The organism is Posidoniimonas corsicana (genome assembly GCF_007859765.1).
Taxonomy (GTDB): Bacteria; Planctomycetota; Planctomycetia; order Pirellulales; family Lacipirellulaceae; genus Posidoniimonas; species Posidoniimonas corsicana.
In genome coordinates, this window is the sequence record NZ_SIHJ01000001.1 from 2,899,342 (window position 1) to 2,912,220 (window position 12,879).

Here is a 12,879-nt window from a genome sequence, read left to right on the forward strand (position 1 = left end):
CCCGCCCTGCCCGCGTAAGCCGCGCGGCCGGGCGGGGTGGCGGGCGGGGGCAAAAATGCCGTAGTCTGGCGGTCAGCGGACCGCAATAATAAGCGCTACGCATTGACCAACTCCCCCAACCTGCCGAAGCGGCGCTTCGGAGAAAGGAGACGCGGCATGGCCACCCGGACGGCTGCGCTCGCCCTCATACTCACCCTGGTCTTGGCCCCCTTCGCTCCCGCTCAGGACGCGGTCGAAACGCCGCCGTCGAACCCCGGCCAGGCCGACCTGGACCAGGCGATTGAGCTGAAGATCAACGCCACGGACCTGAACGAGCTGAACAAGGTTATCGAGCTGCTCGACTCGGCGCTCGACAAGGGCCTGGACGACGACAACACCGGCTTCGCCAAAGAGATGCTGGTCGGCGCCCTGTTGCAGCGGGCCACCTCCATCAGCGGGGTGCTGCTGAAGCAGGCCTCGGGCGACCCGCGCCGCAACCCGCAGTGGCTGCAGCTGCGGATGATGGCCCTCACCGACCTCAACCGGATTGTCGGGCTGGACGACAAGCAGATCGACGCGTACCTGCTGCTGGGCCGGCTGCACTCGATGCCGCGCCCGCTGGGCGACCCGGTCGCCGCCCGCGACGCGCTGACCAAGGTCATCGATGCGCAGGACGTCGAGCCCGCCAAGCTGGCCCAGGCCTACGCCCTGCGCGGCGTCACCCGCAGCGACGCGGGCGACCGCCTGGCCGACCTGAACAAGGCGATCGAGCTGGAGTCCGAAAAAGTCGAGTACCTGGTGCTGCGGGCCCGCCAGCTGCACGCCGCCGAGCAGACCGAGCAGGCCCTGGAGGACGTCAACACGGCGCTTGAGCTAGACACCGAGAACCCCGCCATCCACCAGCTCAAGGCGTTGCTGCTGATTGGGCAGGAGAAGCTCGACGAGGCGATGGAGAGCTTCGACAAGGCTGCCGAGCTGGCGCCGGAAGACATCTCGTCCTACCAGCTGCGGAGCCAGCTGTTCGAGAAGATGGGCGACACCGAGCACGCGCTGGAGCAGATCGAACGCGCCATCGAGATGAAGCCAGAGAATCTGGGCGCGCGGCTGCTGAAGGTCAACCTGCTGATCAAGGCCCAGAAGTACGAGGACGCGCTGGCCGGCGTTGACGAGCTGTTGGAGATCCAGCCCGGCATGGTCCAGGCGTTGATGATCCGCGCGCAGCTGCTCGAGCAGCTCGAACGCGACGACGAGGCCCTCGCCGTGCTGGAGAAGCTGGCCGAGGCGCTGCCCAACCAGCCCGAGGTGCACCTGCAGCTCGCCGCCCACTACATGGACAACCAGCGGCCCTCCCGCGCAATCGACGAGCTGACCAAGGTGCTCAGCGTGGCCCCCGACAACCAGATGGCCCTCCGTCTGCGGGGCGACATGTATCTGTCGGTCGGCAAGCACAAGGAGGCGCTCGACGACTTCGCCCGCGCCTACGAGCAGACCCCCGACGACTCCGGCCTGCTGAACAACTTCGCGTGGACGCTGGCCACGAGCCCGGTCGACGAGCTCCGCAACGGCGAGCGGGCTATCGAGCTGGCCAAGCGGGCCTGCGAGGTGACCGACTACAAGCAGCCGCACATCCTCAGCACGCTGGCGGCCGCCTACGCCGAGACCGGCGACTTCGAGTCCGCCATCGACTGGTCGACCAAGGCCGTGCAGATGTCCGAGGAGGACGGCCCCAGCAGCATGACCGAGGCCCTCAGCAAGGAGCTGGCCAGCTACATGGCCGGCAAGCCGTGGCGCGAGCTGCAGCAGGAGGAGGACCTCGACCCGCTGACCGACGAGCTCCCGGAGAAGGAAGACGCGGCCGACGAACCCGCGCCCGCGCGGTCGCTCGACTTCTAGCCGCCGCCTACGGAACCCCCGGACACAGATGCCCGACGGCGCCACCTACTTCGCCTGGTTTATCCTCACGCTGCTTGCGGGGGTCGCCGTCGGGCTGATCGTGTGGCTCGGCTCGCTGCCGGGTGCGATCGCCGCGCGGCGCAACCACCCGCAGGCCGACGCCATCAACGCCCTCAGCTGGTTCGGCCTGCTGCTGGGCGGGTTGGGCTGGGTATTAGCGTTCGTGTGGGCCCTCTACCGCCCCGCGGGCGGCGCGGCAGCAGACCCCGACGCCCTCTCGCGTCTGCGGGGCGAGACCGACGCGCTCAAGCAGCGCGTGGCCGAGCTCGAGAGCCGCCTGGCGGAGCAGAACAAAGGGGGGCCCGCGCCGTGATCGCCATTGTGACGCTCTGCTACATCACGCTGATCATCGTCATCTACAAGGTGCTGAAGATCCGCCCGAACCCCAAGAACGTCGCCGCGATGGTGGTGCTGGGCGTGGGGATGATCGGGGCGATCGTGATCTTCTGGAAGTTCTCCTCGCCGATGTCGGGGCGCGCGGTGGTGGGCAGGTACACGGTGTCGCTGGTGCCCCAGGTGAAGGGGCCCATCACCAAGATCCACGCCGAGCCCAACACGCCGCTCAAGGGCGGCCAGGACATCCTGTTTCAGATCCAGCGGGACACGTTCCAGAACATGGTGGACCAGCTGACCGAGTCGCTGCGCGCCGCGCGCAAGAGCGTGGACCAGCTCGCCGCCGCCGCCATCGGCGCCGAGTCCGCCGTGAAGAAGGCCGACGCCAGCCGCGCCGCGGCCGCCGCCGAGCTGTCGGTCGCGCAGGAGACCGCCAAGCAGAACGCCGACGCAATCAGCGAGCTGCAGCTGCAGGAGTTGACGCAGAAGCTCAACGCCGCAGACGCCGCCGTCGAGCAGGCCCAGGCGGTGCTGGTGCAGGCCAAGATCGGCCAGCAGGCGGGCGAGAGCACCGCCAAGAGCCTCGAGTCCCAGCTCGCCAACGCGCAGTTCGACCTCGACCAGACGACCGTCTACGCGCCGGCGGACGGGTTCGTCACCAACTGGACGGTCCGCGAGGGCGCCATGGCGGTTCCGCTGCCGCTGTCGCCGATGGGCACGTTCGTCGACACCAGCCGCACCGTGGTGGTCGCCAGCTTCCCGCAGAACATCCTGAAGAACGTCCAGCCCGGTGACCGCGCCGAGCTGGCCTTCAAGGCCCGCCCCGGCGTGGTGCTGCCCGCCGAGGTCGAGACCATCATCCCCGCCACGGGCGAGGGGCAGTTTACCGTCAGCGGCACCCTGCCATCGGCGGCCAGCATCGGCTCGCAGGGGATGCTGGCGGTCAAGTTCCGCCTGGACGATCAGCAGGCAGCCGACGAACTGCCGATGGGGGCCGCCGGCGTGGCGGCCATCTATACCCAGACCGGCAAGCCATTCCAGATGATCAGCAAGGTCACGGTCCGCATGAAGGCGTGGCTGTACTACCTGCTGCCGTTTTAGAGCGACGTCCTAAGCAGACGATTCGGCCCACGGGACGCCGCGGCTAGTCGTCTTTGTCGAGCAGCTCCTGCAGGCGCTGGTTGAGCGGCGTGGGCGCCGCCGGCTGCTGGTCCGCCCCCGCGTCGTCCAGCAGCCGCTCGAGCCGTGGGTCGCTCTGGGGCTCAGGAGTCTGCGGCTGTGGCTGGGGCGCCTGCAATGAAGGGGTGGGCGTGGGCGGCGGGACCGGCTCGGCCGGGGGGGCCTTATCTGCGCGCGGCGGCGGGTCTTGCTCGCGTGGCGGGACAATGCCGATCGTGCCGCGGGTGGGGTCGTCCTCTAGCAGCGGGGGCAGCGAGCTGACGCGGTTGCGGCAGCGGATCTCCCACCCGCCGCCCAGCGACTTGTAGATCTGGATCAGATTTAGCACGGCCGCCGCGCGGCTCACGACCAGCTCGTCCTGCTGCGAGAACTGGAACGCCTGGATCAAGAACACCCGGTTGAAGTCGGTCGCGCCGGTCTTGTAGAGCGTCAGGGCGATCTCCTCCGCCTCGTTGACCTGTCCCACGGCCTGGGCGAGCTTGTCCGCGCGGTCCTGCGCCTTGAGGAACCCAACGATCGCGTCCTCCACCTCCTGCTGCGCGGTCAGCACGGTCTGCTGGTAGTTGTAGACGGTCTCGCGGAACCGCTCCTCCTCCAGCTCGACGCTGTGCCACAGCCGGCCGTAGTTAAGAATATTCCAGCTGAAGCCCGGGCTGATCAGCCCGAACACGCTCGCCGGCTCAAACAGGTCCTCGATCCGCTCCGCCTGCCACTCAAACGATCCCACCAGCGAGATCCGCGGGTACAGGTCCGACTCGGCCACGCCGATCCGCGCGCTCTGCGCCTGCATCTGGCGTTCGGCGACGCGGATGTCGGGGCGGCGGCGGAGCAGGTCGGCGGGGATGCCCACCTGTACCAGCCGCGAGACCGCCGGGATCGGCGCCGGCGGGAGTTGGCTGACAAAGTCCTGTGGCGGCATGCCCAGCAGCACGCAGAGTCGGTTGTTGGCGGTCCTTAAATGCGACTCCAGCAACGGGATCGCGGCCTCGGTGACGTCGATGTTGTTCTGCGCCTGGATGACGTCCAGCTTGTTGGTCTGGTTGGCGTCGAACCTGGCCTGGGCGATGTCGAGGCTCCCCTCCTGCAGCCCGACGATCGACCGCGCAATCGCCAGCCGCGCCTGCGCGGTGCGGATCTCGACGTAGGTCGCCGCGACGTCGGAAAGCAGCAGCACGGCCACCTCGTCGTAGCCGGCGATCGACGCGTCGAGGTTGGCGTCGGCGACCTCGATGCTGCGACGGTACCGACCCCAGAAGTCGAGCTCCCAGCCCGCCTGCAATCCGAGGTCGAACTGGCTGAAGTTGCGCACCGGCGACGGGACCGCCACGTTCTGGCTGGCCTGCACCCGCTGGTAGTCGCCCACCGCCTGCTGCACCTGCGGGAACAGCGCGCCGACCGCGATCGACCGGATCGCGTCGGCCTGGCGGATCCGCGTGGCTGCCTCGCGGAGCGTCAGGTTCTGGCCGTAGGCGGCCTCGACTAGGCCGTTGAGGGTCGGGTCGCCCAGGGCCGTCCACCAGTGCGACAGGTCGACCGTCTCGCCCACGAGCCGCGGGTCCGACTGCATGTCGATCCACTCCACCTCCAGCGGCGCCGCCGGGCGGCAGTACTCGGGGCCGACCTTGAAGCCGTTGCCCACCCAGCTGCGGCAGGTGGTGTTAGCCGTGCACCCCACGGCGAGCGCAAGGGACGCCAGGCACGCCAGCCGGGTAACTGTAGTTGCGGTACTGCGTGGCACAGCGCCCGCCCTCCCTGGCGTGCGGAATTGGTCGGCCTGTTGGCCGTGGGGCGGGGCCGTCCGTCGCCCCGCATGCACTGCCGGCGCCGCGCCGGGAGCGCGTCCCTACAGCGTGGAGATTCGTCACAACCGGCCACGCGACGCCTGCCTGATGCGTGCGGCCGCCAGCGATGATCCAACCGGCAAGGTTTGCCGCGACACCCGGCGGGTCTAACCCCGCTCGGCCCGGGCGCGGATCCGGCTGATCGCGGCGCGCAGCGCGCGGGCCCGCGGGTGGTCGTCGTGGGCCTCGCAGCACCTTGCTAGCATCGAGGCGGAGAACTCGCACTCCACCGATCGCAGCTTTTCCGCCGGCGCGCGACGCAGGGCGTCGTAGGCCCGCCGCCAGTCCTTCGCACGGCAGTGCTGCAGCGCCAGCGACACCCGGTAGCCCCACTCATCGGGCGCCAGGCCGACGGCCCGCTCCAAAACTGCGACGATGCATTCCGGCTGGTAGCCGAGCTTGGACATCTGGGTCGCCATGGCGAAGTAGACGGCGTCGTCTTCCGGGTAGTGCTCGATCGACGCGCGGCAGGCCGCCACGGCCAGCGCAGCCTGGCCCAGGCGTTTGGCGCCGGCGTAGATCAAGGCGTACGACTCGGCCGGCAGCCGCGGGCGTGACAGCAGGTGCTCGTACGCCGTCGCGGCCTGCTCGGCGTCACGCAGGTGGGAGTAGGCGTCCGCCAGCGCCAGCCAGGCCTGGTCGGGCAGCGGGGCCTCGAGCAGGGCCGCTTCGCCCGCGCCGACCGCCTGGGACCACGCCTGCTCCTGGTGACGCAAGATAAGGCATTCAATCAGTTCATCGAAGTCACCAGCCTGCGGCGGGCTCGAGGTTTGGCTGGCCGTCCAACGCGGTTCGCGCCGTGATTGATCTTCGCTCACAGGGACTCCCTTCGCGGGGCGAACGTTTCTGGGAAATCTTTTGAACAGGCCTTGATGCCAAAATCACGGCCGCTATCTTATTGCTATTGAGACTGGTTATCAAGACTTGTCGGCTGATTAAGTCGCCTACCTTGAAAGCCAACCTTCTGAGCCCACCTAGGCCGCTCGCTACGAGACGCCACGCGCGTCTCCCGCCAGCAACTCCGGCAACCGCTTCTCGAGCGGCAGTGCGCGTTTCCGACGCGCCTTCTCAGACAGGTCCCGCCGCGCCCCGGCCCCAACGCCTGGCCGCGACCTCACCTGCGCACCGGAGAACCCCATGGATGCATCGCTGCGAGCCATTGAAGAACTAGCGACCGACTACCTGCTGCAGGGCGAGCCCGCGTTGGCGTTGGCCGAGCTGTCCGCCGTGGTCGATGCCGCCCCCGATGAGGGACGCCTGTGGGAGCTGCTGGGCATCGGCCACTGGGAGATCGGCCAGGTCCGCGAGAGCATCGCCGCCCTCGAGACCGCCATGACCCTCGTGCCGCTGGGACCCGAGGCGACACTCGCCCTGGGCCTGGGCTACGAGGTGATCCAGAAACTGCCGCTCGCCAAGGACCTGTTCATCGACCTGGCGGGCAGCGACGCGTTGCCGCTCCGCGTGCTGGAGCCGCTCGCCCGCGGACTGGGACGGGCCAATGAGTCGGGCCTGGCGCTCGCCATGTGCGAGCGGGCCGCGAGCACCCAGCCGGACGAGCTGGGACCGCTGATGGGGATGGTGTTCTACATGGGGCGGCTCGGCCGGCCCGCCGAGCACCTGCTCCCGGTGCTGCTGCGGGCGCTCGGTCTGGCGCCGGAGGACTTCACCATCCGCATGCTGGCGGCCCGCTGCCTGCACGACTGCGGGCTCGCCGAGGACGCCGCCGAGCTGCTGCGCGTCGCCGACTACCTCGACTCCAGCTGCCCGAGCTGCCTGCACGCGATGCAGGAGATCTTCCTCGCCGCGGGCGACGAGCCGGCGGCCGCCGACGTAGTCGAGAGGCTCGCCGACGTTGCGCGGCAGGCCGGCGACGACCAGGACTGCTGCTGAACCACAAGACTTCCCACCTACTGATGCTTGGAGAGAGTAATGAACCGCAAGATTACCGCCGCCGTCGCCGCGTGGACCATTGCGTCCTCGGGACTCCTGATGGGCGACACGATCACTCCTGTCGAGGATGTCATGACCTCCGGCTTCTTTACCGGGGCTAACCTGGTCCGCGGCTACGACGCCGACGACCGCAACGTCCAACGGGTGAGCACCCCGGGCGCGTTCGGCGTCGCCGGCGCCGAGACCATCTACGTGTCGTTCGACGCGGCCGACTTCGCGGGCTTTACGGCGCCGGTCGCCAGCGCGGGGCTCACGCTGCAGAGCGTCAGCGGCGGGTTCGGCGCTGACGCGGACGCCGCCAACCCGTTTACCGTGTCGGCCCACGGGGTCACGGCGGACCCGCTGACTACTATCACCGACGACGACGCGCCGGCCGGACTGGTGTCGTGGGTCGACTTCTACAACGACAACATCCTGGCCGCGGCGCCGGGAGCCTCGACGGTGGTCGACTCGTTCGGTGCGGTCACCTTCGACGTGACCTCGCTGGTCAACGACTGGCTGACCGGCGCGAACTCGGTCTTCGCGGTCGCGCTGACCGGCGACAACCACACGGCGGGCGGCGACTACCTGCACGGCTTCCTCAACAACTCAGAGAACCCCGGTTCCACCTTCCTGACCGTCAATCAGGCCGACCCCGTGCCCGAGCCCGGCGCGTGGCTCATCGTGCTGGCCTCGTGCTTCACGCTGGCCGCCTGGATCACCCGCCCGCTCCGGCCCACCCACCACCACAACTTCCTTTAGGACCCCGCCATGTCACGCTACACAGGCCCCAAGGCCCGCGTTAACCGCCGGCTCGGCGCGCTGGTGTTCGAGAGCGCCGGCGCCGCCAAGGCGTACGGCCGCCGAGACAACCCGCCCGGCATGCACCCCGCTCCGCGGAAGATATCCAAGCACGCCGAGGCGATGCGCGAGAAGCAGAAGATCAAGTACTACTACGGCCTCAGCGAGAAACAGCTCCGCAAGCTGTTCGACAAGGCGCGCCGCAAGGAGGGCGCCACCGGCGACAACCTGCTGCTGATGTGCGAACGCCGCATCGACAGTGTCGTCCGCCTGGCCGGCCTCACGAAGACGCGCCCTCAGGCGCGGCAGGGCGTGGCCCACGGGCACTTCCTGCTGAATGGCCACCGGCACAACATCCCCTCCGCGCAGGTCCGCGCCGGCGACGTGATCCACGTGCTCCGCCGAGCGAACATTGTGGAGCTGTACCGGTCGTGCATCGAGGAGTCCGAGGGCGAGGCCGCCGACTGGCTGGCGATGGACGCCGAATCGCTGAAGGTCATCGTGCACCGCGAGCCGACCATCGAGGACGTCACCCTGCCGGTGGACGTCGGCATGGTGGTCGAGCTGCTGTCGAGGTAACCAGCGAGGAGTGAGAGATGAAGATTGGAGTGTTCTACGGGTCGACCACCGGCGCCACCGAGCGAGCCGCCAACCAGGTCGCGCTGACCATGCGGCAGCACGTCACGATCGTCCGCGACGTGACCGACGCCACCGTCGAGGAGTTCCTGTCGGTCGACGCGCTGATCTGCGGCGCGTCCACCTGGGACATCGGCGAGCTGCAGGAGGACTGGGCCGCGTGCCTGCCGCTGCTAGAGGGCGTCGACCTCTCGGGCAAGACGCTCGCCATGTTCGGCATGGGCGACGCGCTCACCTACTCGTGGAACTACCTGGACTGCCTCGGCGAGCTGTGGGAGACGTTCTCCCAGACGGGCGTCCGGCTCATCGGACGATGGCCGGCCGACGGCTACGAGTTCGACGAGTCGCGCGCCCTCGATGACGACGGCGTGCTGCTCGGCCTGGGGCTGGACGACGACAACCACCCCGAGCTCACGCCCGAACGACTCTACGCCTGGCTGGCCCAGGTAAGCGACGAGCTCGGTCTGGGCCGCAAGCTGGTGCCGCCAGCGGACAACCAGACGAGGGCCGCGTCCTAGCGACCCGCATCGACAAGCACGACCGGGCCCCGCTCTCCGCCCGGCGTTACCAATTCCCCGCCGCTACGGCCTTTCCCACAGGCCCCGCGGCGGGCGGGCGACGCGTCTGCGCCGCCGAGAGCACGTGAACGACAACAGGAGGCCCCCGATGCTTTGAGTCGCCGGCGGTCAGCACCCCCGCCGACCGCCCCCCGCCTTGCTTGATACCCACCAAGACTTCCAACCCACCAGAGATAGATCCAATGCTCAAAACACTTTCCTGCCTTGCTCTTGTTGCCCTGCTGGCTGGCCAAGCCAACGCCGCTTTCGTCGTGCCCGACAGCACCGCGGCGCCGTTCGAAGACTGGTCCCGCGGGGCCGCCGACTCGGTGTACGCCGAGTGGGACAGCTTCTCCGTCGCCTACGATGCGCCTGGCAACGCGCCGGACGTCGGGGCGTCGCCTAGCAGCGGTTCGCCCAGCGGCGCCGACGCCGTGCTGACCGGCCTGGAGCCGTCGGTCTTTGTTGTCAGCAGCGGCAACATCTACTCGTTCTCCGCGCCGCCCGCCTTCAGCCTCAGCACCCCCGGGCACGGCTACGGCGGCGGGTACAACACCCGCGTCGCGGCGCAGATCGGCGTGCAGGGCAACCCGCTGGACTCCGGGTCGCTGCTGCTCACCTACAACGACGGCTCGGCCGACGTGACCGCCACGCCCGACTACCTGCTCAACCGCGGCCTCGACGGCGCCAAGACCGAGTGGCTCGCGGTGTGGGACATCGCCGGCTACAACCCGGCCGCCACGCAGATCGACTTCATGGCGAGCGGCTCGTCGATGAGCCTCGACACGCTGGCGGTCGACACGTTCACCCAGACCGGCGCGTTCACCGCGCTGCCGGCCAACGTGCCCGAGCCCGCCGCAGCGGCGCTCGCGGTGCTCGGCTGTGTGCTGCTGCGGGGTCGCCGCCGGGTGATCGGCTAACCCTCCGGCCGGCCGGCGGCACGGATCGGCCGCCGGCCCTGCTGGTCCAAGGATACGGACAACTATCGACGCGGATGGGCCCCAGGTTCGGCCCCAAGGACTGATAGCCCCCTCCGCACCCGCCCCGCCGGACGCTGCCCACCACCATTGCAGCCCCGGCGGGGCCCCTTTGAAACACCTTCCCCCAATCTCCAACACCTCAACAACGGAGACACCAGCCATGCACCGCAGGCATGCGGCGGTAGTCGCGGTCGGCCTTCTCGCAAGCGCGGCGGGCGTGGACGCCAACCCGGGCGCGTTCACCTACGACAACGCCCACCCAGAAATCCAGATGTGGTCCTACCCCGCCGGATCGGCCAACGGCGCCGGCGCCGTCCGGGACCGGGCCTCAACGTTCGCCAGCTTCTCCTACCTCAATGGCGATACGAACGAGCCGGTTTTCTACCCGGGCAACGGCCTGGACCCGTCCCGACGCGGCAGCTTCCTGATCGTGGCCGACACCTCCGAGAGCATCCCGCTAGGGCTGCCCCTGGACCGCTACCAGATCGACTCGCTCCGGGTCACCACCACGCTGCTCGGCAACCTGATCTCCGAGGCCGCCGGCCGGGTGCTGCCGTACGACAACACCCTGGACGACGCCGAGTCGCTGACCGTCGGCCAGGACGCCGACGCCGGCCACCCGATCGAGATGTACGGCCTGGGCCTGCAGGGCGACTTCGACGCCGTCAACTTCGACGGATCGCCGACTCAGAACGAGTTCCGCCTCGGCTCGCCCCGCTGGCGGCAGTACCGCGAAGGCGAGGAGGGCTACGACCCGCAGCTCGACCCCGCCGACCAGTCGTTTGCGCCGTACCAGTTCTTCGGCGTGGACACGCAGGGCCGCGACGTGGAGAACTCGGTCAACGGCGGCTACAGCGCCACCGCACCGGAGAACGCCACCGCCCGCTTCACGCCCGACCCGTTCGCGATCGGCAAGGTGTACGACGCGCAGGGCGGTGAGTTCGTCCCCGGCGACCTGCTAGACGTCGGCGACCAGTTTGTGTTCGAGCCCAACCTGCAGGATGCGGGCGTGCTCGCGTACCTGCAGCAGAGCCTGTCGGACGGCCACCTCGGGTTCTCGTTCTCGTCGATGCACCAACCGGCCGGGCACACGGGCACGATCGCCTACCCCGACTTTTACCTCGACGATCTAGATGTCGGCAACAATCCGGATGGCGCCGCGCCGCGGATCGAGCTGTCGGTCACCATCCTCGATCCCGTCCTCGCCGGCGACTACGATGCCGACGGCGCGGTCGACGCCGCGGACTACCAGCTCTGGCGGGCGCAGTACGGAACCGCCGGGCCGGAGGCCGATGGCAACGCCGACGGCGTCGTGGACGCCGCGGACTACACGCTCTGGCGCGACAACGCCGCAACAGGCTCGGCGCTCGCCGCCGGCGCAGTCGCCGTGCCGGAGCCGTCCGGCGCCGGGCTGGTCGCGTTGGGCGGCATGGCGGCCGCGTTCTGCGGCTGGGTGGAGTGGTTCATCCGTCCCAAGCGTCCCCAGAGCTAACGATGAAGGCCACTACCCGCGCCCCACACGGTTTCACCATCGTCGAACTGCTGGTGGTCATCGGCATTATCGGCCTGCTGCTCGCGCTGCTGCTGCCCGCGGTGCAGTCGGCCCGTGAAGCCGCCCGCCGCACACAGTGCCGCAACAACCTCAAGCAGGTGGGCCTGGCGGCCATCGGCTTCGAGGTGGCGCACCAGACGTTCCCCCCGCCCCAGGTACTGCCGCGCGGCGGCGGCCTGGTCGGGGGAGGCGGGGGCGACTACGGGCACCTGGGGAGCGTGTTCGTGCTGCTGCTGCCGTACCTGGAGGAGGGCAGCCTGTACGACGGCTACCGCATCGACGAGTCGCCCGGCTCCAGCAACAACTCGCGGTACACCTCTGGTTCGCTCCCGCCGTACCTCTGCCCCACCATGCAGCTGCCCCGGCAGGTCCCGCACCCCTGCGGCGAGTCCCTCGGCCCGGGCAGCTACCTCGCCAGCACGCGGGTGGCGTACGGCACGCCGGGCGGGCTCGACGGCGCGTTTGACAACCCGCCCGGGCCGGGCCGGCGGTACCGCATGCAGCCGCGGCACGTCACCGATGGACTCTCCAACACGCTGCTGATCGGTGAGACCAGCTACGGCCTTGAGAACTACCGCTGGGTGGAGCACACGTCAACCAAGTGCCACTCGCTGGGCGGCCTCTGCTGGGGCGACTACAAGTGGGCCGAGGGGTACTGGCACTTCGCGTTCGGCCACACCGGCTGGACCCGCGGGCAGCAGTCGAAGTACCACTTCAACAACACCACCGCCGGCTTCGACTCGCGGCAGCGTACCACGTTCCGCAGCGACCACCCCGGCGGCGTCCACTTCGTCCGCCTCGACGGCTCGGTCGCGTTCGTGAACGAAGCGATCGAACGCGAGTCGCTCTTCGCGCAGATCACCCGCGCGGCAGAGGATCTCCTACTTAGCGGCGAGTAACCACCAACGCGGACCGCTCCGATCCCTCTCACCGGGATCGTGTGCTGATTCCTGCAATTCTTGCAGATTCCCTCGTAATTGCGGCCGCCGCGAGCGGAGCAATCTCTGCCGGCCGAAACCCCGTCTTGGTCTGCAGACGCCCCCAGCAAGTCCGACGCTCTCACCACGACCGTTGGCCCCTCCGGATAGCGGCGCGGCTCGCTCAGCCCAGTACAATCTACAGTCCCCGGCATGGCACAC

The 12,879-nt window shown here is 69.1% G+C and carries 12 protein-coding genes; 10 read left to right on the top strand and 2 right to left on the bottom strand.

What is annotated here, in order from left to right; translation table 11 throughout:
• Window positions 1-156 precede the first annotated feature (156 nt).
• The 3 genes from KOR34_RS11120 to KOR34_RS11130 are packed head-to-tail and all read left to right on the top strand — an operon-like array spanning window position 157 to window position 3,366.
• Complete coding sequence (locus KOR34_RS11120) at window positions 157-1,872, top strand: tetratricopeptide repeat protein (protein ID WP_146564656.1); 1,716 nt, start codon at window positions 157-159, stop codon at window positions 1,870-1,872.
• 28 nt (window positions 1,873-1,900) lie between these two features.
• Window positions 1,901-2,245: a DUF3302 domain-containing protein gene (locus tag KOR34_RS11125; protein ID WP_146564657.1), complete on the top strand. Its 345-nt coding sequence runs from the start codon at window positions 1,901-1,903 to the stop codon at window positions 2,243-2,245.
• A complete protein-coding gene (locus KOR34_RS11130) occupies window positions 2,242-3,366 on the top strand; it encodes an HlyD family secretion protein (protein WP_146564658.1) in 1,125 nt (374 codons plus the stop codon). The genes KOR34_RS11125 and KOR34_RS11130 overlap by 4 nt, the downstream gene beginning before the upstream one ends.
• 43 nt (window positions 3,367-3,409) lie before the next feature.
• On the opposite strand, the gene KOR34_RS11135 is transcribed toward KOR34_RS11130, so the two are convergent.
• On the bottom strand, window positions 3,410-5,182 hold the full coding sequence (locus KOR34_RS11135; protein ID WP_197531326.1) for an efflux transporter outer membrane subunit: 1,773 nt from the start codon (window positions 5,180-5,182) through the stop codon (window positions 3,410-3,412).
• Window positions 5,183-5,392: 210 nt separating this feature from the next.
• Window positions 5,393-6,103: a hypothetical protein gene (locus KOR34_RS11140; protein WP_146564660.1), complete on the bottom strand. Its 711-nt coding sequence runs from the start codon at window positions 6,101-6,103 to the stop codon at window positions 5,393-5,395.
• 319 nt (window positions 6,104-6,422) lie between these two features.
• Between KOR34_RS11140 and KOR34_RS11145 the strand changes: the two genes are divergently transcribed.
• From KOR34_RS11145 to KOR34_RS11175, 7 genes are all read left to right on the top strand, one after another.
• Complete coding sequence (locus KOR34_RS11145; protein ID WP_146564661.1) at window positions 6,423-7,175, top strand: tetratricopeptide repeat protein; 753 nt, start codon at window positions 6,423-6,425, stop codon at window positions 7,173-7,175.
• A 39-nt stretch (window positions 7,176-7,214) separates the two neighbouring features.
• Window positions 7,215-7,976: a hypothetical protein gene (locus tag KOR34_RS11150; protein WP_146564662.1), complete on the top strand. Its 762-nt coding sequence runs from the start codon at window positions 7,215-7,217 to the stop codon at window positions 7,974-7,976.
• Between the two features lie 9 nt (window positions 7,977-7,985).
• On the top strand, window positions 7,986-8,594 hold the full coding sequence (rpsD, locus tag KOR34_RS11155; protein WP_146564663.1) for a 30S ribosomal protein S4: 609 nt from the start codon (window positions 7,986-7,988) through the stop codon (window positions 8,592-8,594).
• A gap of 17 nt (window positions 8,595-8,611) precedes the next feature.
• Entirely contained in the window at window positions 8,612-9,169 is a 558-nt protein-coding gene (locus KOR34_RS11160; RefSeq protein WP_146564664.1) for a flavodoxin, read from the top strand.
• Between the two features lie 242 nt (window positions 9,170-9,411).
• Complete coding sequence (locus tag KOR34_RS11165; protein ID WP_146564665.1) at window positions 9,412-10,128, top strand: hypothetical protein; 717 nt, start codon at window positions 9,412-9,414, stop codon at window positions 10,126-10,128.
• A gap of 220 nt (window positions 10,129-10,348) precedes the next feature.
• On the top strand, window positions 10,349-11,680 hold the full coding sequence (locus KOR34_RS11170) for a hypothetical protein (protein WP_146564666.1): 1,332 nt from the start codon (window positions 10,349-10,351) through the stop codon (window positions 11,678-11,680).
• A gap of 2 nt (window positions 11,681-11,682) precedes the next feature.
• Window positions 11,683-12,639: a DUF1559 domain-containing protein gene (locus KOR34_RS11175; RefSeq protein ID WP_146565961.1), complete on the top strand. Its 957-nt coding sequence runs from the start codon at window positions 11,683-11,685 to the stop codon at window positions 12,637-12,639.
• Window positions 12,640-12,879 lie beyond the last annotated feature (240 nt).

Bases quoted from the DNA above. Each gene is read 5' to 3' on its own strand.
- KOR34_RS11145 (WP_146564661.1), top strand. From the start codon at position 6,423: ATGGATGCATCGCTGCGAGCCATTGAAGAACTAGCGACCGACTACCTG.
- rpsD (WP_146564663.1), top strand. From the start codon at position 7,986: ATGTCACGCTACACAGGCCCCAAGGCCCGCGTTAACCGCCGGCTCGGC.
- KOR34_RS11170 (WP_146564666.1), top strand. From the start codon at position 10,349: ATGCACCGCAGGCATGCGGCGGTAGTCGCGGTCGGCCTTCTCGCAAGC.
- KOR34_RS11165 (WP_146564665.1), top strand. From the start codon at position 9,412: ATGCTCAAAACACTTTCCTGCCTTGCTCTTGTTGCCCTGCTGGCTGGC.
- KOR34_RS11125 (WP_146564657.1), top strand. From the start codon at position 1,901: ATGCCCGACGGCGCCACCTACTTCGCCTGGTTTATCCTCACGCTGCTT.
- KOR34_RS11175 (WP_146565961.1), top strand. From the start codon at position 11,683: ATGAAGGCCACTACCCGCGCCCCACACGGTTTCACCATCGTCGAACTG.
- KOR34_RS11150 (WP_146564662.1), top strand. From the start codon at position 7,215: ATGAACCGCAAGATTACCGCCGCCGTCGCCGCGTGGACCATTGCGTCC.
- KOR34_RS11120 (WP_146564656.1), top strand. From the start codon at position 157: ATGGCCACCCGGACGGCTGCGCTCGCCCTCATACTCACCCTGGTCTTG.
- KOR34_RS11160 (WP_146564664.1), top strand. From the start codon at position 8,612: ATGAAGATTGGAGTGTTCTACGGGTCGACCACCGGCGCCACCGAGCGA.